The organism is Megasphaera massiliensis (genome assembly GCF_000455225.1).
Lineage (GTDB): Bacteria > Bacillota > Negativicutes > Veillonellales > Megasphaeraceae > Megasphaera > Megasphaera massiliensis.
Genome location: NZ_HF954536.1, coordinates 91,326 through 113,716 on the forward strand (window position 1 = coordinate 91,326; position 22,391 = coordinate 113,716).

Sequence of the window (22,391 nt, forward strand, 5' to 3'; positions counted from 1 at the left end):
GTTATGGTATAATTCAGTTACTTAAAAAATGGTTTTAAGAATGATGGTCTGATTGCGGTTCGGACCGACAGAGACGATTCCCAGAGGTACGCCGACGAGTTCGCTAATCCGTTCCACATAATGACGGGCTGCTTCCGGCAGTTCATCATAGGATTTGCAGTTTGAAATCGACGTCTTCCAACCCGGCATATCTTCATAAATCGGTTCGACGTTTTCAAGGACATCGAGGCTGGCCGGATATTCTTTCAGCTGCTGGCCCTTGTATTTGTATCCCGTGCAGATTTTAATCGTATCCAAGTCGTCGAGGATGTCGAGGCGGGTAATAGCCAAATAATCGAGGCTGTTCAACATGGCTGCGTATTTTACAACGGCCGTATCGAGCCATCCGCAGCGGCGGGGACGACCGGTAACGGTACCGAATTCGTGACCCGTATTGCGCAGATAATCACCGATTTCATTGAGCTGTTCCGCCGGGAACGGACCGGCACCGACACGCGTCGTATAGGCTTTTACGACACCGACGATATTTTCCATGCGGCGAGGACCGACACCGGAACCGGTGCAGGCACCGCCGGCCGTCGGATTCGAGCTGGTGACGAAGGGATATGTACCATGGTCTAAATCAAGCATAGCTGCCTGAGCCCCTTCAAAGAGGACCTTCTTACCTTCACTGACGTAGAGGTTAGCCGAGTAGTTCGTATCCTTTACATACTGGCGGATTTGGTCGGCATAACCGAGGTATTCCTGGAGTACTTCATCGTAATCGAAGCCCTGGCAGCCGTAATATTTTTCAAAGAGACGATTTTTCAATTCCATATTGCTACGCAATTTTTCCGCAAAAACATCGCGGTCCATGAGATCGCCAATGCGAATGCCGACACGGTTGATTTTATCGGCATAGCAGGGGCCGATACCATTTTTCGTCGTGCCGATTTTAGCATCGCCCTTGAGCTTTTCATCTTCTTCATCAATACGGACATGGTACGGCATAATGACGTGTGCCCGCGTAGAAATTTCCAGCTTACTGATAGTTACGCCTTTTGAAGTCATGCTTTCAATTTCTTCGAGGAGGACTTTCGGGTTAACAACGACACCGCTGCCGATGATACAAGTTTTGTCGGAAAAGAGGATTCCCGACGGCAAGAGGCGCAGTGCAAAGGACTTATCGTCAACGACGACCGTATGGCCGGCATTATTCCCACCTTGGGAGCGGATGACGACGTCGGCTTTTTGGGCCAAATAATCTACGATTTTACCTTTTCCTTCGTCGCCCCACTGGGTTCCGATTACCATTGCTGTAGCCATGTATTCAACATCCCTTCATGAATTGCAAAATTAACAAACACGTATATTATACCATAGGCCTTATAGTTATGCTACTAAAAAGGCAATAGCTTTTACCCCTTTTTTACGATGTCAGCTTGAATAAAAAAAATTTTCCCTCGGGATCCCTATAAAATAAAAAGAAACATTTCGATACAGACTTGATAAAACAACTCATTGGCTTATTTCAACAAATATTGTATAATATGGAAATACCAAAGAAAAAACTGAAATTCAATTTTTATTACCAAGGAGAGATTTTTACTATGTTATTTGATACCTGTCGCATCGGCCGTATTGAAACGAACTGCCGTATTATCCGTTCTGCTACGTTTGAAGGAATGGGAAGGTACGGTGTGCCGACAGAAAATCTGACCAAAATGTATGAAAAATTGGCAGACGGCGGTGCCGGTATCATCATTACCGGTATGATGGCTACCAATAAAATGGAACCGCGGCAGCACTGCCAGATTCGCATTGACGATGACCAGTGCATCGAACCCCTCGCCAAGGTTACCCAGCACGTCCACGACCACGGCAGTAAAGTCGTCGCTCAGCTCGTCGTCATGGGATCGGCCATCCTCCTGCCGGAAGTACCCGAAGGGGAAGAACGCTTCATCTTCAGTCCCAGCGGCGTTACCGAAAAGGTCGCCAAGTGGACCCAAGAATCGAAGGCCTTGACAATCGATCAGATTCATGAACTGATCGAAGCCGTTGCCCGGGCAGCCAAACGAGCCCAAGAAGCCGGCTTCGACGGCGTCCAGTTCCATGGGGCTCACGGTTATTTGGCCAGCAAATTCTTGTCCCCCCACTTTAATACCCGTACCGATGAATACGGCGGCAGCTTAGAAAACCGGGCCCGCTTCCTCTTAGAAGCCATTGCGGCTATGAGAAAATCCGTCGGTCCGGACTACCCCATTTGGGTCAAGCTGAACTGTGCCGACTTCATGAAAGACGGCAGCCTGACCTTTGAAGAAAGCAAACAGGTCATGACCTGGCTTGCTGAAGAAGGTGTCGACGCCATCGAAGTCAGCGGAGGCAATACATCGTCCCTTCCGCGCAAAGGGCCGATCCGGGCCATTAAGCGCACGAAAGAACCGATGTATTTTAAAAACTATGCTGCCGAAGCCGCTTCCTTATTAAAAGGTAAAATCGATATCGGCGTCGTCGGCGGCTTCCGCAGTGCCGAAGAAATGGAACAGGCCCTTAGTGAAACGGATTTGGCCTTTATTTCCATGAGCCGCCCCTTCCTGCGTCAGCCGGATCTTCCCAAACGGTGGCGCGAAGGCGATACCGAGCCGTCCTTATGCATTTCCTGTTCGCGCTGCTTCGGTGCTGAAAACGTCGACTGCATCTTCAATAAGCGGTAAAAAGAAAATCAAGAAGTCTGAGATTCTATACTGAAATAAAGAGATTCGCTACGTGTTGATTTTGTACGCATGGAAGAGGAGGGCTGGTCATGACGCTTATCGCCATTGCCGTCATACTATTCAGCACGATCCTGCTCATTTTATGTCTGCCTGTCACTTATGAAATCAAAGTCCATATCGGCCCGCCCTTCCACTTGGCCTTCAGTGCCGGTTGGGGACGACAGCTGATTCGAAAATCCTGGTCCTATACCGTAGGTGAAGAATTTAAGGATGAACTCTATATCCTCGGAAAAAAGGACAGCCTGCCCTCGGAAAAAGAGTCAACCCCGATGGAAGAATCCCGGGAAAAACCGCCTCCAGCTGAGGAAATCCGAAAAACAGCAGATGAGACGCTTCCGCCTATGGAAGATATCGAAAAAGAAGTCGAAAAGGCAGTTAAAAAAGAGGTTGAAAAAGAACCTGACAAGGAAGCCGGCAAGGACCCTCCTGAAAAGAAGAAGGACAGCCTCGGAGAGTGGATTCCCCTCATCGTCAACACCGACTTCTTAGCCGCTCTTTTCACTTGGCTGTCCCGCCTCATCGGTCACGGTCAAATTCGTCACCTGTCCTTATGCGGAATCCTAGGCCTTCCGGCTCCGCATAAAACCGGTTTCTTAGCCGGCGCACTATACGCCTATTGTCCCGGAAATCTCGAAAACCTTCACTTCAACTTTTTGGAAGAACAATATGACTGCACCGCCTATGCTTCAGGTCGCCTCTATCCGGCAATGCTCCTCTTGTTCACCTTGATGTTTGCCTTGTCGCGACCTGTACGCCATATAATAACTCATTGGTTTGCTGTGAATAAGGAGACGCGCTATGGATAACTCGAATATCAAAAACAATTTAGAGCAAATTTTTGAAAGTTTCAGAGAAATGATCAAAGTCGAAACCGTCGTCGGCCAGGCAGTCCACATCGGCGATGCCATCTTGGTTCCTTTCGTCGACGTCACCTTCGGTTTTGGTACCGGCGGACTGAACGGTAAGACCGACAACGGCCGCGACAGTATCGGCAGCGGCGGTGGAGCCAGACTCGAACCGGCAGCTATCCTGGTAATCAAAGGCGACCGCGTCGAAATGTTCTCCATCAAAAAAGGCGGCTATCAGGCCTCGGCCTTTGAAAAGCTCATCGCCATGGCACCGGAAATCATCGACAAGATGAAGAAGGATAAATATATTTATATCCACGACGATGCAGAAGATGAATCCCCTGAAAAAGAGGAAAAATAAGCTTAGCTCTTTTGCTCATTATTGTAATTCTTAACTAAATTTGTTATAATATAATAGTAATCATATTTAGTATTTGAACCGCACCGCGGTATAGGAGGAATAAATTATGAAATTAAAAAAACAATTGGCATCTCTCGCCGTTATGGGTATGATGAGTCTTGCAGCTGCATCGTCAGCCTTTGCTGCCGGTGTCGGTTACGTTAATTTCGACGCCCTCGTTCAGGCGCACAAAGACTTCCCGAAAGTCAGCGCTCAGATGCAGTCGGCTATTAAAGACGCTAACGACAAGTTCTCTAAACAGGCCCCGAAACTGAAGACCGATCAGGAAAGACAGAACCTCGGCCGTGAATTGGCACAGAACCTCAGCCAGCTTGAAACGAAACTCGTCGTTCCGATTGAAAAAGACGTCGTCTCTAAAGTTGAACAGGTCCGCAAAGAAAAAGGCCTCGACAGCATCGTCGCTCAGGGAGCTATCATCGCCGGTGCTGAAAATGCTACCGACGAAACGGATGCCGTCAAAGCCTTGTTAAAATAAAATCATCGATTTTCCAAAGACTGTCACCTTCGTGGCAGTCTTTTTTTGTGCCTTCTTCGTGCCTATAGAAGCTATAACAAAGCCCTTTTCCAACCTTTTTGTAAAAATATATCAAAATCCCACACTCACTCTTGACATATACCCCCATTGGGTATATCATAACAATGTACCCCAAGGGGGTATCTAAGGAGGGAACCAATACTATGGAAGAAAAAGATGTCTGTCCCTGCTGCAATTCTGAAAAACATAAGTACCGCAGCAAAGAGGGCAAAGAGTATAAATCTCTCGTATCGCGGCTGAACCGTATCGAAGGCCAGGTCCGAGGCGTGAGAAACATGTTGGAAGACGACCGCTACTGTATCGATATCCTGACTCAAGTCAGTGCCATCCAATCGGCATTGAATGCCTTTAATAAAGAGCTCTTAGGTCAGCATATCAAGGGATGCGTCGTCGATGATATTCGCGATGGCAAAGACGAAGTCGTCGATGAACTCGTCGGAGCCTTGCAAAAACTCATGAAATAAAGGAGTGAGCCTAGTGAAACACGAAAAATTTACCATTACCGGCATGAGCTGCTCTGCCTGCTCAACGCGTGTTGAAAAAGCAGTCAATAAGCTGGACGGCATCGATAAAGCCAGCGTCAACCTCTTGACCAACAGCATGCAGGCCGACTACGACGAAAACGTCGTCAGCCAGCAAGATATCATCAAAGCCGTCGTCGATGCCGGCTACGGTGCCAGCCCGGCCGATACGGGAAGTTCCGCCTCATCCGGAGCGCCGCAGAAGAGCGCCTCCGATTTAGCAAAAGAAGAAATGAAGTCCATGAAGCAGCGTCTCATCGGATCCATCATCTTCTTGATCCCGGTCATGTACATTTCGATGTATCATATGTTCAATGAATGGTTCGGTCTTCCTATTCCGAATTTTATGCACTACATATTTCATGGGCCGCAAAACGCCATTACCTTTGCATTTACCCAGTTCTTATTAATCCTTCCCATCCTGTACCTGAACCGCAAGTACTATATCAACGGTTTCCGCAACCTCTTTGAAGGGGCGCCGAACATGGACAGCCTGGTAGGTTTAGGCTCGATGGCTGCTGCCCTCTACGGCGTCTTCGCCATTTTCCGCATGAGCTGGGGCCTCGGCCACGGCGATTTAGCACTGGTCTCTCAATACAGCATGAACCTGTACTTTGAATCGGCCGGTATGATCGTCACCCTCATCGACATCGGCAAATACCTGGAAGCCCGCGCCAAAGGCAAGACCAGCACGGCCATCGAAAAACTGATGGATCTGGCACCGAAACAGGCGACGGTCCTTCGTAACGGAATCGAAACGGTCATTCCCGTCGAAGAATTAGTCGTCGGCGATGAAATCGTCATCCGCCCGGGCGAAAGCATCCCCGCTGACGGGATCATTTCGGAAGGCTCGACGAGCGTCGACGAATCGGCCATTACCGGTGAAAGCATCCCTGTCGAAAAACAGGCCGGCGACAAGGTTACGTCGGCTACGATCAATAAAACGGGCTTCATCCACATCAAAGCCCAGCGCGTCGGCTCCGACACGACGATCAGCCAAATCATCAAACTCGTCGACGAAGCCAGTGCCAGCAAGGCTCCTATTGCCAAACTGGCCGACACCATTTCCGGTTACTTCGTACCGGCCGTCATCGCCATCGCTCTAGTAACCGGTATCGTATGGTATTTCGTCTTAGGCTTCAGCGCTGAATTCGCCTTCTCGACAGCCATTGCCGTCCTGGTTATTTCCTGCCCCTGCGCCCTGGGCCTGGCAACACCGGTGGCCATCATGGTCGGTACCGGTAAAGGCGCTGAAAACGGGATCCTCATCAAGTCCGGCGAAGCCTTAGAAACGGCCCATGCCATCGATACCGTCGTCATGGATAAAACCGGTACCATTACCGAAGGTCGCCCGAAAGTTACGGATATTATCTCCTTTAAGGGCAGTGACGATCAATTAGTCAGCCTCGCTGCCGCCCTCGAAAAAGGCAGTGAACACCCCTTGGCCGAAGCTATCAATACCTATGCTGCCGATCACAGCCTCACAGGGAAAACCGCCAGTGATTTTAAGGCTCTCTTCGGCCGCGGTGTCCAAGCCGTCATCGACGGAAAAACCTATTACGCCGGCAACATCCGCCTCATGGATGAAGTCCACATCGATACGACAGCCATTACGGCAACCCTCAACACCCTGGCCGACGACGGCAAGACGCCGCTCCTCTTTGCCGATGAAAAAGAAGTTATCGGCATCATCGCCGTCGCCGACGTCGAAAAAGAAACGAGTGCCGAAGCCATTGCCGACTTTGCCAAAATGGGCATCAACGTCGTCATGCTGACCGGGGACAACCAGCGCACGGCTGAAGCCATTCGCCAGCGTCTCAACATTCCTCAGGTCATCGCCGGTGTCCTGCCTCAGGATAAAGAAAAACACATTGCCGCCCTCCAGGCGAAAGGCCATAAAGTCGCCATGATCGGCGACGGCATAAACGACGCTCCGGCCCTTGCTAAAGCCGATTTGGGCATGGCCATCGGTGCCGGCACAGACGTCGCCATCGAAAGCGCTGACGCAGTCCTCATGCGCAGCGACCTTCTCGACGCCGTCAGCGCCATCCGCCTCAGTAAAGCCGTCATCAAGAACATTAAGGAAAACCTGTTCTGGGCGTTCTTCTACAACGTCATCTGCATTCCCTTGGCCGCCGGCCTCCTCTATCCGGCCTTCGGCATCCGCCTCAGCCCCATGATTGGCGCCGCAGCCATGAGTCTCTCAAGCTTTACCGTCTGCATGAACGCCCTGCGCCTGCGTTTCTTCCAAACGACGCACAGCTCCCGTGTTTCACGTGAAACACGTACCGATAAATCCCAGCCTGCTGTTACCGCCGCTGAATCAAAAGCGGTCGAAGCAGCCACAACCTCCGTTTCCGCAGATAAAACTGCTGAAGATACAGGAAAAGTTTCTAACGAACCTAAGAAAGGAAATGATGAAACGATGGAAAAAACACTGAAAATCGAAGGCATGATGTGCCAACACTGCCAGAATCACGTACATGAAGCATTGTCCGCTATGGACGGCGTCACCGCTGTTACGGTTGACTTGGAAGGTAAAAAAGCCGACGTCACCCTCAGCAAAGATATTCCCATGGAAGATTTTGCTAAGGTCATTGCCGACGCAGGCTATGAATTAGTAAAATAATCGAACTATAGGAAAGGGCTCATCCGATTTTTCGGATGAGCCCTTTTTCTGCTTAACAGACTTAATGTTTGCCCTAGATTTTGGCCTTAAGGGGGAGAATAAAGGTAAAGGTCGTTCCCTTGCCGACCGTACTGTCAGCCCAGATGTTGCCGCCGTGACTGCGGATAAACTGCTGTGCCAATGCGAGGCCAATGCCGCTTCCGCCACTTTTTCGATTCCGTGACTGCTCACTGCGATAGAAGTATTGAAAAATATGATTCAAATCTTCCGGAGCAATCCCCTTTCCCGTATCGGCAACCTGTACCTGAGCATAGGTTTTCCCCTCTACGGCAACCTTCATGGTTGAAACGGTAATCGTACAGCCCTTGTCGATATAGCGGATGGCATTGTTCAGTAAATTATAAATGACCTGATTGATGCGATCGACGTCGATGACAAGAGACGGCAGATCACGACTTAGGTTTTGTCGAACTGTCAGCGATTTTTCCTCACATAAAGGCTGAAGCATACTGACCGCCCGTTCTAACATCGTATTGATATCGGCCGGCTCCTTATGGAGGGTCAATTCATCGATTTCTGCCAAGGACAGGTCCCGAAGATCCTGAATAAGGCGCCCCATGCGCACCGTCTCATCGGCCATAGACAAGAGTATTTTTTTATCCGTGGGAATAATATCATCGATCATGCCTTCTAAATTCCCCTGGAGAATGGCCAGAGGAGTCCGCAGTTCATGAGCAATGTTGGCAAACAACTGGCGCCGCATCTTATCGTTCCGTGCCAGTTCTTCCGACATCTTATTAAAAGACTCCGTCAAGACACCGACCTCATCGTGGCGTTCCACAGATACCGTTTGACCATAGTTTCCGGTCCTGATGTTTTGGACGGCACCGGTCAGGGTCGACAAGGGACGCATGATTTCCCGGACGACAAAATAACTGACGATGACACTGACGCCAATCATGCCCAAGCCGACCCACAGCAAGGACTGGTGGACAGCAGAAATATAAGTACTCTCTGCCGGCCCGTGCATCGATCCGTGCATACCGCTCATGCCCATTCCCATGCCGTTCTGGGCATTGCCCATCATATGAGACATATTGGTCAGGTATTGGGAAAAATGGTTATTCATCTGATTATTGACTAAAATGAGCAAGATAGCAATCGTCAAAAGCAGCAGAATAAAGACTAAGGCTGTCAGACGAATCACGATGCTGTCAGACCTCTTCATGGCTGCCTCCTACAAATTTATAGCCGATGCCGTACACGGTCAAGATATACGTAGGTTCGGCCGGATTGGGCTCCAGCTTTTTGCGCAGATTGCGGATGTGCGTATCGATAGTCCGCTCATAGCCCTCAAAGCTGTATCCTCCCTGTATCTTATCCATGAGCTGCATGCGGCTGAAGACGCGGTCCGGAGACGCTGACAACACGTCTAAGAGATTAAATTCCGTCGGCGTCAGTACGATAGGCTGGCCGTTTCGAAGAACAGTGAACTTCTCTTTATCGATGACCAAATCGCGAATCATGTACGACGTCGGCTGCTGCAGGACCTCGCCCCGAGTGCGGCGCAATAGGCTGTAGACCCGGGCAATGATTTCCTTAACGTGAAAAGGCTTGGTCACATAGTCATCACCGCCGATATTAAGCCCTACCAAACGATCCGTTTCATCATCTTTTGCCGACAGAAAAATAATCGGTATATCACTGAACTGCCGCGTCCTACGGCAGACTTCAAACCCGTCCATGCCGGGCATCATCAAATCGAGCAGCATGATCTGCGGCTTTTGGTTCCGCAAAATATTCAAGGCCTCCAAGCCGTCATGAGCGATGTACACGACAAACCGCTCCTCTTCAAAATAGGATCGGAGCAAGGCACAAAGCTTTTCATCGTCATCGACGATGAGAATGGAATTGGTACGCAAAAAGGCTCACCTCCAAAAATTTCTTTGTTTCTATTGTACCATATGGCCTCTATAGGAGCGACCCCATCAAAAAAAGACTGCCTCCGAAGAAGCAGTCCATTCTTATGATTGAAAATACACGAAATCTTATTTATTCGAATCCATCTGATCGTGACTCATCTGGTCATGACCCATCTGATCGTGGTTCATCTGACCATTACTCATCTGGTCGTGATTCATCTGGTCATGGTTCATCTGGCTGTGATCCATAGGCATATTCATGTCCATCTGCATGTTGTCATGCATCTGCATTTCCTGCTGCGTCGGAACGTAGCCGGCCAGTTTCGGATCTGCCATCCCAAAGACCATCGCCAAGTGGGTGAACAGAACGAAGAGGATCATGAGCACGATATGATTCTTGATCTTAGACGTAGAATCCTGGTTCTTGAAGATAATCCCCAATTCCTGCAAGAGAATCAAAACGGCAGGAATGACGCCGAGGACGTAAGCCCAAATCGAAACCATGTCGATAGGACCGCGCCACTGAATGGTCGGAACGTAAGACGTGACGATATATACCGTCGCAATGATGAAGAATACCCCGAGAATAATACCGCAGATGTGGCTCAGGCTGTCCCATTTTTCGCTGCGATGATCCTTATACAGCAAGGAAAAGGCACCCGATGCCAAAATCGTTTCTGCCAATACCATCGGCACCAGCATGAAGAGAATCAAAAACCACGGTGAATGAAGCGACAAGAGCTCCATGTAATGAGTCATTACCATATTAACTTCCCCCTTTTAAAACAAATGATTATCTCTGATAGCCATGGTGGCCCATGTACGGGCCATGGCAATAGCCGTCGTCGTAGCCATCGCCATTGTCACTGTAGTAGCCATTGCCGTGACAGTAATAACCATTGTTGTAATAAGAAGAATCATTCTGGTCTGAATATGAATTGGCTGCAAAAGCAGAGAATCCTGCCATAACGGAAAGAGCAGCTACGATAAGCAGTACCTTCTTTTTCATAGATATAACCTCCTAAAGAAAATCATCATCATTTCTATGGTTAGAGTATACCAAAATGGTGCGAAAAAGATATGGAGGAAATGTCAAGAAAATATAAAGATTTACTATTTTAAGATGATATTGTCGATGAGGCGGGTCTTACCGATGCGGACGGCAATGGCCAAAAGGCTTTCGTCGGAAACCGTTTGGATCGGTTCCAAGTCAGGGAAGGAAAAGAGATCGACATAATCGATGGAAGCCATCGGTTCGGCTTCAATTTCAGACGTAACAATGGCTTTCAGCTTTTCTACATCTTTTTCGCCGCCGTCATAAGCCGTCTCAGCTTTTCTCAGGCTGCGCGAGAGGACCAGGGCTGCTTCTTTTTCAGTGTCGGACATATAAGCATTGCGCGAACTCCGAGCCAGACCGCTGTCTTCACGGACGATGGGGACCATATTGATATGGACGGGCAGGTTAAGGTCACTGACGAAACGGCGGACGACGACGACCTGCTGGGCATCTTTTTGGCCAAAGAAAGCTTCATCGGCGCCGGTAATATTGATCAGCTTGGTGACGACCGTTGCCACACCGCGGAAATGGATGGGCCGCTGGGCACCGCAGAGCTTATGGGTAATATCGCCGTCGACATTGACGTACGTGCAGTAACCCTTGGGGTACATTTCCGACGGTTCCGGATGGAAGACGGCATCGACGCCGACGCTTTCCAGTTTCCGGCAGTCTTCTTCAAAGCGGCGCGGATAGGCGTCGTAGTCTTCGTTGGGGCCGAACTGGGTCGGATTGACGAAAACCGAAGCGACGACGACATCACAGGCGGCTTTCGCCGTCCGCATCAGCGTCAAATGCCCTTCATGGAGGGCACCCATAGTCGGGACCAGTCCGATGACCTTGCCGGCCTTCTTTTGTTCACGAGAAAATGCCTGCATTTCTTTGACAGTACGGAAAATTTTCATGATAATAAACTCCTTTATAAAATAGATTATGCCACGTGGGCCGTCGATTCCTTAACACAAACGGCGCCTCTCTTTTCATCGCGGCGAGAGAAGTAGTTGGCAATGAGGGATCCGGAAATATTGTGCCAGACACTGAAAATAGCACCGGGAATAGCCGCTGCCGGATTAAAGTACAAGACCGCCAAGGACGCTGCCATTCCGGAATTTTGCATGCCCACTTCGATAGCGACGGTCCGGGATTTTTTCGAATCGAGGCGGAACAGTTTGGCCATGAGGTAGCCGAGGGTCAGTCCGAAGACGTTGTGCAGGACGACGATGACAGCCATTAAGAGGCCGACATCGAAAAGGCGAGATGCACTGAGGGATACGACGCAGCCTACGAGAATGACGATGGTGACTACGGAAACGACGGGCATGGCCGGAAGAATCCGTTCGACGCCGCGGGCAAAGAAATGGTTAACCCCTAAGCCGAGCAGCACCGGAACCAGGACCATCTGGACAATGGAAAGCATCATCGACAAGAAAGAAACATGGATCCATGCGCCCGCCAAAAGCCAAGTCAAAGCCGGCGTAACGATGGGAGCCAACAAGGTCGTTGCCATGGTCATCGATACCGACAGGGCTACGTCGCCCTTAGCTAGGTAGGAAATGACATTCGATGCCGTCCCACCCGGGCAGGTGCCTACCAAGATGACGCCGATAGCCAGTTCCGGCGGCAGGGCAAAGATACGGACCAGGCCCCAAGCCACGAAAGGCATGATCAGGAACTGCGCAAAGATGCCGATAAGGACTTCCCAAGGCCGCTTAAAAACGGTCTTAAAGTCCGCGACGGTCAAGGTCATGCCCATGCCGAACATGACGATGCCCAAGAGCCAGCCGACATAAGGAGCAGCCCACTTCAGCGTCCACGGCCACAGCGCTCCGACAACGCCGATGAGGACGACGAAGACGGCCATATGGCTGACCAGAAAATCACAACACTTTTTCAATCAATCTATACCTCCTGTCTTAGTTTCGGGGCAAAAGGACATAAAAAAATACCTTTCAGCTCGGACTGAAAGGTATGGATATCTGCAAACGTCACTTGGCCCGGGGACAGATCGTAAAATAATGCGCCGCCAGCCCTTGCCGTAACATGATGAGCAATCCTTCCTGTCTCGGTCTGAATCAGATCCAAGCAGATAATGACTCGATAGTAGACATAAAAAAAGTATAACTCACATTGCGTGATGCTATCTTTTGCCTCGGCCGTATCATACCATATTTATGCGCCTCATGCAATGGTCCTCACAAAATCAGAAAAAATAGGCGATCCGTCCATAAACTCCTTGTATTTTTCATCATTTTATCCTATAATATTACCAATTCTTGTCACATGTTGTTCCATTGTAAGGAACCAATGTTGCAAAATAAACAAAAAGGGAGATACCAGGAATATGTCGATTCAACTTGCTATTGTCATCTTATACATCATCTTATTATTTGCCATCTCCATGTATGTCAAACATCGGGCCAGCCAAAATCCGACGGAATACCTCTTTGCCGGCCGTAAGTTTTCGACCGGCTTGGTCGCCGTCAGTATTACCGGTATGGCCGTAGGCGCAGCTTCCACCGTCGGCGTCGCTGAAAGTGCCGTAAAAATCGGCTTGGCCGCCGGCTGGTACAATGCCGCCTGGGCTATCGGGGCCATCGTCATGGGCTTCGTCGCTGCCGGCAAATACCGTTCGCTGAACTGTACGACCATTCCCGAACTCTTTGAACGGAGCTATGATAAAAAAGCCCGCATCATCAGCGTCATCGGCTTGTCTCTCATCATGCTCTGCATCACGTCCCTGCAGTACGTCGCCGGCGGCTCCATCCTGCACGCCCTCATGCCGGATATCTTTTCCATGCAGGGCGGCATGATTACCAGCGCCATCGTCTTCGTCGGCATCACGGCCATCGGAGGCCTGTGGTCGTCGGGCCTGTCCAATATCTTAAGCGTTACCGTCATTTACCTTGGCATCATCTATTCCCTAATTCGCATCCTCATCCGTGACGGCGGCATCAGCGGCATCAACGCAGCGCTTCCGGCAGCGGACTTCAACTGGTTCTCTCCCATGGGCGGCCTGTCCTTCGCCGTCCTCATGGGCTGGATCATCGTCATGACCACCCAGGCCATCACCGCCCAAGGGCCGGTACAGATCGCCTGCGGTGCCAAAAGCGCCAAAGAAGCCCGTAAAGGATTTATTCTCGGCGGCCTGCTCATCTTCCCTATCGGCTTCTTATCGGCCATCTTAGGCCTGGCTGCCAAGGCCCAGTTCCCCGATATCAATCCGACCCTGGCCCTGCCGCAAATCATCATGAGCCTCGATCCTTTCTCTTCCGGGATGACCTTAGCCGCCCTTTGGGCCGCTGACGTATCGACGGCCTGCACCATCCTCCTCGGCGCCGGCACGCTCATCTCTCAGGACGTGTTTAAACGTTTTATCAAGCCGAATATGTCGGACATGACCTACGTCAAAGCCAACCGCCTGATCATCGTCATCATTGGCGCCATCACCCTGCTGATGGCCTTCTATGCCGTCGGCATCGTAAAGGTTATGCTCATTGGCCTGAGCCTTACGACAGCCTTTACCTTGGTATTCCTGTGCACCCTCTTCGCCCCGTCCCTGTGCCGTAAAAACACGGCCTTTTGGACGACTTTGGTTGGCATCGCCGGCCTAATTCTCTGGCAGTTATGCCCGGCTGTCCGCCTGCTGCCCCATGTCATCTACTTTGAATGGGTCATCTGTATCATCACCTTGCTGATTGTCCGCCTCGTCGATAAGACACCCATCAAAATGCCTGAACTGAAAAGTTAAATGACATATCCTGCAAAAACGCACGGTATCCATGAAAAAGAGAGATCGTCATCCACTCGGTGACAATCTCTCTTTTTTTATCGGCTGTACCCGTTGAAAAATCCTGCTCGGATTATAAGAACACATAGGTCTCCCTCAGTCAGTCCGCTGATTGTAATCACATTTTTGGCACTGGCTCAGCGCATGTTCATGGTCGTCCCTATGATAAGCTCCGGACCATTTACAGATACTTTGCAGCAGGGGAACGGAAGATATCCCTTTAGCCGTCAGTCCGTATTCAACCCGCGGCGGAATTTCATAAAACTGATGCCGTTCGATCATGTCATCATTCATCAGTTCTTTCAACGTTGCCGCTAAGACGGCATCGGTGATATTGGACATCTCTTTTCGTATCGCACTGTAGCGCAGCCTTCCTTTTTGGGCCAGCACGCAGATGACCCTCGATTTCCATTTACCGCCAAAAACAGACAGTCCATATTCTAAGGGACATCGGATATCCTTTTCTAATTTAGGCTTATACACCGTTCACGCCACCTTTCTTGATGCTGATTTTATTATAGTAGCTCCCTTTTATCCCTTCAAGTTACTATTAAAATGAATAGTGACTCATAAATTTGCTTATATCTTCTCCCGGCCGAGTAAGAAAGCTATAATGAAGAAGAGCTCACAGAAAACCGAAAGGGAGGAACATACTATGAACGTAAAGGCTTATTTAGAAATTACCATGAAAATCGATGCCGCCAATCGACCGGCTGCCGCCAAAGTATATACGGACTACCGCCAGCCCTTCCTGACGACTATTGAAGGAGCCTTGACCAAAGACCTCCTCATCCGCGATGAAGACGTACAGGTACTCCACGGCTTTGACAGTGCCGAACACGCCCAGGCTTATCTTTCCAGCGACCTCTTCAAAAACGACGTCTTCGTCGGCCTTCAGCCCCTTTGGACAGGAGATCCGGAAGTAAAGATTTATACCCTTGCATAGTTTCGCAAGCATCCAAAAATACCGGTATCATAAAAAATAAGCAGCCCTTAAAGGCTGCTTATTTTTATCTCTCATGTTCTATAACGAAGGCTGCCTGTGCTGCCCCTTATTTCAAGACTGCATCGGCACTGGTCGGGAGATCCGGCATGTCCGTATTGAACCATTTTTTATAGATCTGCTGGAATTCGCCGCTCTTCTTCAATTTTTCCATAGCTTCATTTACTTGCTGCAAGAGTTCCTTATTGTCCTTATTGAGGGCAAAGGCCAGATATTCCGGCTTCGTATTGCTGATATCGATGACATCGAATTTATCCTTACCATCTTGGGTCAGGAAGTAATCGGCAACAGGCTTATCGATGATAGCTGCCGGCGAGCCGCCAACCTGGAGTTCCATGATGGCTTCCGAGTTATTATCGAACTGCTTGACATTGTAGCCCTGTTCTTCAGCATATTTAGCCCCTGTCGTCCCGATCTGGACAGCAATCTGTTTGCCCTGGAGATCCGCTGCCGAATGGATACCGCTGTTCTTCGGCGTTAAGATGACCAGTTTCGATTCATAGAAGGGCGCGGCAAAAGCGACTTTCTGAGCCCGTTCCGGCGTAACCGTCATCCCTGTCGCAGCAATATCCATATCGCCCTGCTGGATGATGGGGATGATGCCGGAAAAGGCAATATTATTAAATTCGACATCGCGATTCATTTCTTTGGCGACGGCACGGATCAAATCCATTTCAAAGCCTTTGTATTCGGCCGACTGATCGCTGTCTTTAAATTCAAAAGGAACGAAGGTCGCATTGGTAGCGACTCGAAGCGGCTTATTGGCATCGCCTGCTTCTTTTTGACTGCTGCCGCAGCCGGCTAAGAGTGACGCCGCCAAAACACCTGTAAGCAATGCAGTACCCATTTTTTTCATATCCATGCCAATTCCTCCATTAAAATGAATAAAAATTAAATTTGTTTTTATTATTATACCATTTTATACAAAAAGTAAAGAGGCTTTTAGGCTAAAATATCAAAAAAGCGCTGCTCCCGAAGGAGCAACGCTTTGATAGATTATTTACTGAGATCCAAAGAGCGAACTTTTTCACGCAGCGGCAATACAGACGGAGGGCTGACCGACAGTTCGTCTACCCCCATGCGCAGGAAGGTTTCCGTCAAGGTCAAATCAGCACCGAGTTCACCGCAGATACCTACCCAAATGCCGGCTTTATGGCCATTTTCAATGGTCATCTGAATCAGTTTCAGGACAGCCGGATGATGGGGATCGAAGAAGGTATCGAGTTTCGTCTGCTGACGGTCGATAGCCAAGGTGTACTGGGTCAAATCGTTAGAACCGATGCTGAAGAAGTCAACTTCTTTAGCCAGTTCTTCACTCATGACGGCAGCCGCCGGCGTTTCGACCATAATGCCGACTTCCATATCCTTATCGTAGGCAATGCCTTTGGCATCCAATTCCCGGCGGACTTCGTCCAAGATTTTTTTGCTCTGCTGTACTTCCCAGACGGAAATAATCATGGGGAACATGATGGCAATCTTACCGAATGCCGAAGCACGCAGCAAGGCGCGGAGCTGTGTCTTGAACAAATCGACGCGGCTCAGGCAGATGCGGATAGCACGCATGCCCATAGCCGGATTTTCTTCCGGATCAAGGTCGAAATAGTCAACCTTTTTATCGGCACCGATATCAAGCGTACGGATGACGACGGTCTTGCCTTCAAGGGCTTCTGCAGCCTGCTTATAGGCTTCGAACTGCTGATCTTCCGTCGGATAGTTGCTGCTTTCCAAATAGAGGAATTCGCTGCGGAAAAGACCGATGCCTTCAGCATCATTGGCCAGAACCTGAGGCAGGTTGCCCGGATTTCCGATATTGGCAAAGAGATTGATCTTCTTGCCGTCTTTGGTAACCGTCGGGACACCGCGCACCTGTTCTAAGGCTGTAAGGCGCAGTTCTTCTTCTTTCTGCTTTTTCTTCATCAGGGCCAGCGTTTCTTCATCAGGATTGATGTAAACGTCCCCTGTCGTACCGTCGATGACGGCCATCATACCGTCAACGTCGTTGTGAAGCTGCGTTCCCGTGCTGACGACAGCGGCAATGCCCAAGGTACGGGCTAAGATAGCCGTATGCGAGTTGGTGCTGCCTGCTGACGTAACAAAGCCAAGGATCTTGTCAGTATCGAGCTGTAACGTTTCGCTCGGTGCCAAGTCGTCAGCAGCAATGATAACCTGATCATAGTTACTGAAATCAATCCCCGGGCCGCCGCTGAGCTGCTGCTCTACGCGGCGGGAAATATCGAGAACGTCGGCTGCACGGGCCTGCATATAGGCGTCTTCCATGGAGCGGAACATCTCCGCAAGTTCTTGAGCCGTCTGATCAACGGCTGCTTCAGCATTCATTTTTTCCTCGCGGATTCTTGTTTCAATACCTTCAACATAGTCATCGTCATCGAGCATCATCTGATGAACTTCAAAGACAGCCGCTTGTTCTTCACCGACTTTGTCTACAGCTTTAACATATAAGTCTTTCAGCTGGCTCATCGCTTCTTCACGCGCTTTTTGGAAACGCGCCAATTCTACTTCGACACTTTCAATGGGCCGAACGGCTGTAGAAATAGTGTTGCGATGAAACAGTGCCAGCGGTCCGATACTGATACCGGAAAAGACACTCTTACCTTTTAACGTCAGCATCTGCTTTCCCCCTCAAAAATCTTAGAAGTTTTCCTTCAAGAAGGCTTCTACAGCACTTGCTGCCTGTTCTTCGTCAGCGCCTTCTACCTGTACTTTAATGGATTCACCCTGCTTTACCCCTAAAGCCATGACGGTGAAGATTTTTTTCAAATCACCTTTACGAGCGCCTTTGAAGACACTGATGTTGGATTCAAATTTTTTAGCTTCTTTAACCAAGAGGCCAGCCGGACGAGCATGGATACCCTGGGGATCGGTTACAACAAATTCAAATTCTTTCATGAAAATTCCTCCTTCAGGAAATAAGTGTTTGGAATAGTTGAGATAAAACTCTATTATATAGTGTACTTGATTTATGGAAATTACGCAATTACTCTTGAGGACGTTTTTTGCGGAAAATACCGAGTAAGATGGCTGCTACGATGACACCGGCGATTAAAGAGACGATATACATGGGCCAATTGGTGATGACACCGAATACGAAGATACCGCCGTGAGGTGCCGGAAGGGCGCAGCCAAAGAGCATCGACAGCGAGCCGGCGACAGCAGAACCGATGGCGCAGGCCGGAATGACGCGAAGCGGGTCAGAGGCTGCAAAAGGAATGGCACCTTCCGTAATGAAGGACAGGCCCATGATGAAGTTGGTAATCGTCGACTGCCGTTCTTTCGGCGTAAACTTATTTCTAAAGATCAGCATAGCCAAGGCGATTGCCAGGGGCGGAACCATGCCGCCGGCCATGACCGAAGCCATGATGCCCGAGCTGACAGCCTGACCGGTAGCACTCATGAGCGAGGCCGTCCCAAAGACGTAAGCTGCTTTGTTGATAGGACCGCCAAAGTCAATAGACATCATGCCGCCCAGGACGAAGCCGAGGACGATACGGCTCGACGTCGTCATGCTGTTGAGGCTGTCGAACAACCAGGTATTAAAGATAGCCGTCGGCGGATTGATGACGAAAGTCATGATGAGGCCGATGAGAACCAGGCCTAACACCGGATAAAAGAGGATGGGCTTCGTGCCTTCCAAAGATTCCGGCAGGACCGACAATACTTTTTTCAATAAAAGAACCAAGTAACCGGCAATGAAGCCCGCAAAGAGGGCTCCAAAGAAACCGGATCCGCCCGTTGTCGCCAGGAAACCGCCGACGATGCCGGGCATGAGAGCCGGCCGTTCACCGATACTCATGGCAATGTATCCGGCTAGGATAGGCATCATCATACTGAAGGACAGGCCGCCGATATTTTTCAATAAGGCGGCGACAGGCGTCCCACTGCCGAAGTTTGCTGCACCGGCATTATCCATATCGAAGAGGAAGGCCAAGGCGATGAGAATACCGCCGCCAATAACGAAGGGCAGCATATGAGATACGCCGTTCATCAAATGCTTATAAATCTGACGGCCGACGCTTTCTTTTTCGGAGCTTTCAAGAGCCACCGATTCAGAAGACGATTCCGCCCCCTGATAAACGGGAGCTTTGCCGTCGAGGACTGTCTGAATCAATTCTTCCGGGATCTTAATGCCGTTGGCAACTTTGGTGAAGATGACCTTTTTGCCGGCAAAGCGCTGGACCGGTACGTCTTTATCGACGGCGACGATGACGCCGACAGCCCGCTTGATATCGGCTTCGGTCAGGTGATTTTTAACCCCGCCGGAACCATTGGTTTCGACTTTGATGTCGACGCCCATGGCAGCGGCCTTGTTTTCCAACGCTTCGGCAGCCATATAAGTATGGGCAATCCCCGTCGGGCAAGCCGTAACGCCGACGATGAAGGGTCGTTCGGATGGAGCCGCTTCTACGGCCGGTGCTTCTTCCGCAGCGGCTTCAGCGGCCGCTTCTGCGGCTTCGGCTTCAATCTGTTCGGCTTCGGCCTTATCGATCGTCGCCAGGTATTCTTCCGGCGTCTTAGCCTGCATCAAGGCATTGCGAAAATCATCATCCATCAGCATACGGCTCAAACGGCTCAATACTTCCAAATGGACGTCTGCACCGCCGGCCGGGGCTGCAATCATGAAAAACAGATGAGCCGGTTCGTCGTCGAGGCTTTCGTAATCGACGCCGTCACGAACGATCATCGAGGCCAGCCCCGGTTCGTTTACGGCTTCCGTCTTGGCATGAGGAATGGCAATGCCTTCGCCGATACCCGTGCTGCCTTCGGCTTCACGAGCCAGAACACGTTCTTTGTACAGCTCTTTGTCATTCAAATTACCGCCGGCATCCATGAGGTCGACGAGGTGGCCAATGGCCGCTGTCTTATCGGCAACAGCGGCATTAAGGTCAATGCTCTGCTTCTTGAGTAAATCTACAATACGCATCTACATCACTCCTTCTCGCTTTAATTCTCTATACCATTCAATTCTCTAATACAAAAAGTACAAATTCACTTATAACTGGGAATAAATGTCCCGAATCTGGGATTCCGTTGCCAGCCATTCATTAAAGGCCGAAGCACTGCCGGCGCTGATACCCATCTTCAAAGCTTCATTGAGGTCTCCCTTAGCCGATTCAAAACCGGCCAGGAATCCGGCGACCATACTGTCTCCGGCACCGACAGAGTTGACCAGTGTGCCCTTCGGGGACGGACGGCGGTATACTTTTCCGTCTTCGCCGAGAAGAAGCGCACCGTCTCCCCCGAGAGAAACGAGGACGTTGCGGGCCCCCATAGCCTGCAGCTGTTTAGCGCAGACGATGATTTCATCATCCGTCTTGAGATCGACGCTGAACAGTTCGCCTAATTCAAAATTATTGGGCTTAATGAGGAATGGTTTATATTTAATGACATTTTTCAATAAGTCGCCTGTAGCATCGACGACGACGCGAATATCCCGGCCTTGAAGGCGCTTCAAGATCTGTTCATAGATATCGTCCGGAATATCACTGGGAATACTGCCGGCCAAGACCAATGTATCACCATCCGCAATGGCATCGATTTGCGCCAAAAGGGCATTGAGCTTATCTTCAGGAATATTCGGACCCATGCCGTTAACAGCCGTTTCGTCATCGGCACTGACCTTGAGGTTAATGCGCGAGCATCCTTCATCGAGGAGGATAAAATCCGTATCCCCGCCGTTTTCTTTAGCCAGGCGTTCGATTTCCTTACCCGTAAAGCCGGCCACAAAGCCCAGCATCTTAGACGGGATGTGAAGGTTGCCGAGAACGAGGGATACATTGATGCCCTTGCCACCGGGATAAATCATTTCCTGCTCTGCCCGATTGATATCACCGGCTGTAAACTTCTTCATATGGACAACATAATCTAAGGATGGGTTGAACGTAACTGTATAAATCACAGGATATGCACCTCCGTAATTTGCTGATACGGTTTGTAATCGAGGCTGTCATCGTCCCGCGCCGTAATCAGCGTAACCATTGACAATTCTGCAAATGTAATATGTGAAGATAAGCCGAACTTACTGGAATCGGCCAAGACAAAGCGGTCCAAGCACTGCCCCAAAGCGGCTCTTTTACAAACGGCCTCTTCATCATCGGGCGTCGTGCAGCCGGAATGGACTGCAATGCCGTTGGCACCAAAAAATCCTTTGGTAAAATGGTATCGGCCAATCATGTCTCTCATTTCACTGCCGACGATGGCTTCCGTATCGCCCTTCACTCGTCCGGGAACGATATAGACCCTGCCGCCGATGCGGCCTAATTTCTGTGCCAAGGGGATACTGTTCGTAACAAATGTCGCTTCTGAACCGGCCAGGAACTCGACGAGCTGTTCCGTCGTCGAACCGGCATCGAGATATACAAAGTCCTCTTTATGAATCAGTCGGGCTGCATACTGAGCAATACGCCGCTTTTCACTCATATGAATAGAATATTTATCCTGCAAATTCTCCATATCCGCTTCATATAAAGAATCGTCTCGAAGTGTCGTCGCTCCGCCATGAACACGGCGCAGGCGGCCTTCCCGATCAAGGGTCAGTAAATCCCTTCGGACTGTCGATTCCGAGATGTTCAAAAAACTAACTAAATCCTGAACAGATACGGCTCCGCTCGTATTGACGAGTCGCATTATTTTTTCATGTCTTTCTTCAGTCAGCATCGCATCACTTCCTTTTCCAGCCTCCTCTCGCCATATTATATCGTTATTTTCATTCATTTTCAATCAAATACAACCATTATAATCAAAAAGCAATCAAATTCGTTCATTTATGTGCTCAGCTCATTCAAGTGATTTTATTCACATAGAAATAAAAAAAAGAAGGAAACTGTCATATAAGGGACAATTTCCTTCCATGAACTTCCATAACCCGATGATGAATCGGTCGGGTCAATCATTTCTGTTTAA

Annotated in this window: 22 protein-coding genes; 8 read left to right on the forward strand and 14 right to left on the reverse strand. The window is 49.7% G+C overall.

The window, feature by feature from the left end:
• Nucleotides 1–21: 21 nt before the first annotated feature.
• Nucleotides 22–1,305 (reverse strand): adenylosuccinate synthase, encoded by a 1,284-nt coding sequence (locus TX77_RS03215; RefSeq protein ID WP_044503390.1) that lies wholly within the window; start codon nucleotides 1,303–1,305, stop codon nucleotides 22–24.
• Between the two features lie 284 nt (nucleotides 1,306–1,589).
• Between TX77_RS03215 and TX77_RS03220 the strand changes: the two genes are divergently transcribed.
• The 6 genes from TX77_RS03220 (at nucleotide 1,590) to TX77_RS03245 (ending at nucleotide 7,707) form a co-directional block, all read left to right on the forward strand.
• Entirely contained in the window at nucleotides 1,590–2,693 is a 1,104-nt protein-coding gene (locus TX77_RS03220) for an NADH:flavin oxidoreductase (protein WP_044503391.1), read from the forward strand.
• An 89-nt stretch (nucleotides 2,694–2,782) separates the two neighbouring features.
• Nucleotides 2,783–3,559 (forward strand): hypothetical protein, encoded by a 777-nt coding sequence (locus TX77_RS03225; protein WP_044503392.1) that lies wholly within the window; start codon nucleotides 2,783–2,785, stop codon nucleotides 3,557–3,559.
• Complete coding sequence (locus TX77_RS03230; RefSeq protein WP_044503393.1) at nucleotides 3,552–3,962, forward strand: GerW family sporulation protein; 411 nt, start codon at nucleotides 3,552–3,554, stop codon at nucleotides 3,960–3,962. Before TX77_RS03225 ends, TX77_RS03230 begins: the two co-directional genes overlap by 8 nt.
• Before the next feature lie 106 nt (nucleotides 3,963–4,068).
• Entirely contained in the window at nucleotides 4,069–4,497 is a 429-nt protein-coding gene (locus TX77_RS03235) for an OmpH/Skp family outer membrane protein (RefSeq protein ID WP_044503394.1), read from the forward strand.
• 203 nt (nucleotides 4,498–4,700) lie between these two features.
• Complete coding sequence (locus TX77_RS03240) at nucleotides 4,701–5,021, forward strand: metal-sensing transcriptional repressor (RefSeq protein ID WP_044503395.1); 321 nt, start codon at nucleotides 4,701–4,703, stop codon at nucleotides 5,019–5,021.
• A gap of 13 nt (nucleotides 5,022–5,034) precedes the next feature.
• Entirely contained in the window at nucleotides 5,035–7,707 is a 2,673-nt protein-coding gene (locus TX77_RS03245) for a heavy metal translocating P-type ATPase (protein ID WP_044503396.1), read from the forward strand.
• A gap of 73 nt (nucleotides 7,708–7,780) precedes the next feature.
• Here the strand turns inward: TX77_RS03245 and TX77_RS03250 are convergent, their stop codons facing one another.
• The 6 genes from TX77_RS03250 to TX77_RS03275 all read right to left on the reverse strand — a co-directional run bounded on the left by TX77_RS03250 (nucleotide 7,781) and on the right by TX77_RS03275 (nucleotide 12,577).
• Nucleotides 7,781–8,935: a sensor histidine kinase gene (locus TX77_RS03250; protein ID WP_044503397.1), complete on the reverse strand. Its 1,155-nt coding sequence runs from the start codon at nucleotides 8,933–8,935 to the stop codon at nucleotides 7,781–7,783.
• Nucleotides 8,922–9,629: a response regulator transcription factor gene (locus tag TX77_RS03255; RefSeq protein ID WP_044503398.1), complete on the reverse strand. Its 708-nt coding sequence runs from the start codon at nucleotides 9,627–9,629 to the stop codon at nucleotides 8,922–8,924. Before TX77_RS03255 ends, TX77_RS03250 begins: the two co-directional genes overlap by 14 nt.
• A 126-nt stretch (nucleotides 9,630–9,755) precedes the next feature.
• On the reverse strand, nucleotides 9,756–10,394 hold the full coding sequence (locus tag TX77_RS03260) for a DUF6803 family protein (RefSeq protein WP_044503399.1): 639 nt from the start codon (nucleotides 10,392–10,394) through the stop codon (nucleotides 9,756–9,758).
• 28 nt (nucleotides 10,395–10,422) lie between these two features.
• A complete protein-coding gene (locus TX77_RS03265; RefSeq protein WP_044503400.1) occupies nucleotides 10,423–10,638 on the reverse strand; it encodes a hypothetical protein in 216 nt (71 codons plus the stop codon).
• 104 nt (nucleotides 10,639–10,742) lie between these two features.
• Entirely contained in the window at nucleotides 10,743–11,588 is an 846-nt protein-coding gene (gene panC, locus TX77_RS03270) for a pantoate--beta-alanine ligase (RefSeq protein WP_044503401.1), read from the reverse strand.
• Nucleotides 11,589–11,614: 26 nt separating this feature from the next.
• Nucleotides 11,615–12,577 (reverse strand): bile acid:sodium symporter family protein, encoded by a 963-nt coding sequence (locus TX77_RS03275; RefSeq protein ID WP_081651687.1) that lies wholly within the window; start codon nucleotides 12,575–12,577, stop codon nucleotides 11,615–11,617.
• 447 nt (nucleotides 12,578–13,024) lie between these two features.
• Here TX77_RS03275 and TX77_RS03280 point away from each other — a divergent pair, with 447 nt between their 5' ends.
• Entirely contained in the window at nucleotides 13,025–14,431 is a 1,407-nt protein-coding gene (locus TX77_RS03280) for a sodium:solute symporter family protein (RefSeq protein ID WP_044503402.1), read from the forward strand.
• A gap of 135 nt (nucleotides 14,432–14,566) precedes the next feature.
• Here TX77_RS03280 and TX77_RS03285 read toward each other — a convergent pair whose 3' ends face one another.
• A complete protein-coding gene (locus TX77_RS03285; protein ID WP_044503403.1) occupies nucleotides 14,567–14,953 on the reverse strand; it encodes a winged helix-turn-helix transcriptional regulator in 387 nt (128 codons plus the stop codon).
• Nucleotides 14,954–15,125: 172 nt separating this feature from the next.
• Here TX77_RS03285 and TX77_RS03290 point away from each other — a divergent pair, with 172 nt between their 5' ends.
• The gene (locus TX77_RS03290) at nucleotides 15,126–15,416 is read left to right on the forward strand and encodes a hypothetical protein (protein ID WP_044503404.1); all 291 of its coding nucleotides are present in this window, start codon (nucleotides 15,126–15,128) and stop codon (nucleotides 15,414–15,416) included.
• Nucleotides 15,417–15,522: 106 nt separating this feature from the next.
• On the opposite strand, the gene TX77_RS03295 is transcribed toward TX77_RS03290, so the two are convergent.
• The 6 genes from TX77_RS03295 to TX77_RS03320 form a co-directional block, all read right to left on the reverse strand.
• Nucleotides 15,523–16,335 (reverse strand): basic amino acid ABC transporter substrate-binding protein, encoded by an 813-nt coding sequence (locus tag TX77_RS03295; RefSeq protein WP_044503405.1) that lies wholly within the window; start codon nucleotides 16,333–16,335, stop codon nucleotides 15,523–15,525.
• A 134-nt stretch (nucleotides 16,336–16,469) separates the two neighbouring features.
• Nucleotides 16,470–18,101: a phosphoenolpyruvate--protein phosphotransferase gene (ptsP, locus tag TX77_RS03300; protein WP_044503406.1), complete on the reverse strand. Its 1,632-nt coding sequence runs from the start codon at nucleotides 18,099–18,101 to the stop codon at nucleotides 16,470–16,472.
• Between the two features lie 21 nt (nucleotides 18,102–18,122).
• Nucleotides 18,123–18,380, reverse strand: coding sequence for an HPr family phosphocarrier protein (locus TX77_RS03305; RefSeq protein ID WP_044503407.1), 258 nt, complete (start codon nucleotides 18,378–18,380; stop codon nucleotides 18,123–18,125).
• 88 nt (nucleotides 18,381–18,468) lie between these two features.
• Nucleotides 18,469–20,412, reverse strand: a complete 1,944-nt coding sequence (locus TX77_RS03310; protein ID WP_044503408.1) for a PTS fructose transporter subunit IIABC — start codon at nucleotides 20,410–20,412, stop codon at nucleotides 18,469–18,471.
• A 69-nt stretch (nucleotides 20,413–20,481) separates the two neighbouring features.
• The gene (pfkB, locus tag TX77_RS03315) at nucleotides 20,482–21,387 is read right to left on the reverse strand and encodes a 1-phosphofructokinase (RefSeq protein WP_044503409.1); all 906 of its coding nucleotides are present in this window, start codon (nucleotides 21,385–21,387) and stop codon (nucleotides 20,482–20,484) included.
• The gene (locus TX77_RS03320) at nucleotides 21,384–22,145 is read right to left on the reverse strand and encodes a DeoR/GlpR family DNA-binding transcription regulator (RefSeq protein ID WP_044503410.1); all 762 of its coding nucleotides are present in this window, start codon (nucleotides 22,143–22,145) and stop codon (nucleotides 21,384–21,386) included. The genes pfkB and TX77_RS03320 overlap by 4 nt, the downstream gene beginning before the upstream one ends.
• Nucleotides 22,146–22,391 lie beyond the last annotated feature (246 nt).

Bases quoted from the DNA above. Each gene is read 5' to 3' on its own strand.
- TX77_RS03310 (WP_044503408.1), bottom strand. From the start codon at position 20,412: ATGCGTATTGTAGATTTACTCAAGAAGCAGAGCATTGACCTTAATGCC.
- TX77_RS03320 (WP_044503410.1), bottom strand. From the start codon at position 22,145: ATGCTGACTGAAGAAAGACATGAAAAAATAATGCGACTCGTCAATACG.
- TX77_RS03265 (WP_044503400.1), bottom strand. From the start codon at position 10,638: ATGAAAAAGAAGGTACTGCTTATCGTAGCTGCTCTTTCCGTTATGGCA.
- TX77_RS03230 (WP_044503393.1), top strand. From the start codon at position 3,552: ATGGATAACTCGAATATCAAAAACAATTTAGAGCAAATTTTTGAAAGT.
- TX77_RS03215 (WP_044503390.1), bottom strand. From the start codon at position 1,305: ATGGCTACAGCAATGGTAATCGGAACCCAGTGGGGCGACGAAGGAAAA.
- TX77_RS03225 (WP_044503392.1), top strand. From the start codon at position 2,783: ATGACGCTTATCGCCATTGCCGTCATACTATTCAGCACGATCCTGCTC.
- TX77_RS03305 (WP_044503407.1), bottom strand. From the start codon at position 18,380: ATGAAAGAATTTGAATTTGTTGTAACCGATCCCCAGGGTATCCATGCT.
- ptsP (WP_044503406.1), bottom strand. From the start codon at position 18,101: ATGCTGACGTTAAAAGGTAAGAGTGTCTTTTCCGGTATCAGTATCGGA.
- TX77_RS03250 (WP_044503397.1), bottom strand. From the start codon at position 8,935: ATGAAGAGGTCTGACAGCATCGTGATTCGTCTGACAGCCTTAGTCTTT.
- TX77_RS03220 (WP_044503391.1), top strand. From the start codon at position 1,590: ATGTTATTTGATACCTGTCGCATCGGCCGTATTGAAACGAACTGCCGT.
- TX77_RS03295 (WP_044503405.1), bottom strand. From the start codon at position 16,335: ATGGATATGAAAAAAATGGGTACTGCATTGCTTACAGGTGTTTTGGCG.
- TX77_RS03240 (WP_044503395.1), top strand. From the start codon at position 4,701: ATGGAAGAAAAAGATGTCTGTCCCTGCTGCAATTCTGAAAAACATAAG.
- TX77_RS03260 (WP_044503399.1), bottom strand. From the start codon at position 10,394: ATGGTAATGACTCATTACATGGAGCTCTTGTCGCTTCATTCACCGTGG.
- panC (WP_044503401.1), bottom strand. From the start codon at position 11,588: ATGAAAATTTTCCGTACTGTCAAAGAAATGCAGGCATTTTCTCGTGAA.
- TX77_RS03235 (WP_044503394.1), top strand. From the start codon at position 4,069: ATGAAATTAAAAAAACAATTGGCATCTCTCGCCGTTATGGGTATGATG.
- TX77_RS03280 (WP_044503402.1), top strand. From the start codon at position 13,025: ATGTCGATTCAACTTGCTATTGTCATCTTATACATCATCTTATTATTT.
- TX77_RS03290 (WP_044503404.1), top strand. From the start codon at position 15,126: ATGAACGTAAAGGCTTATTTAGAAATTACCATGAAAATCGATGCCGCC.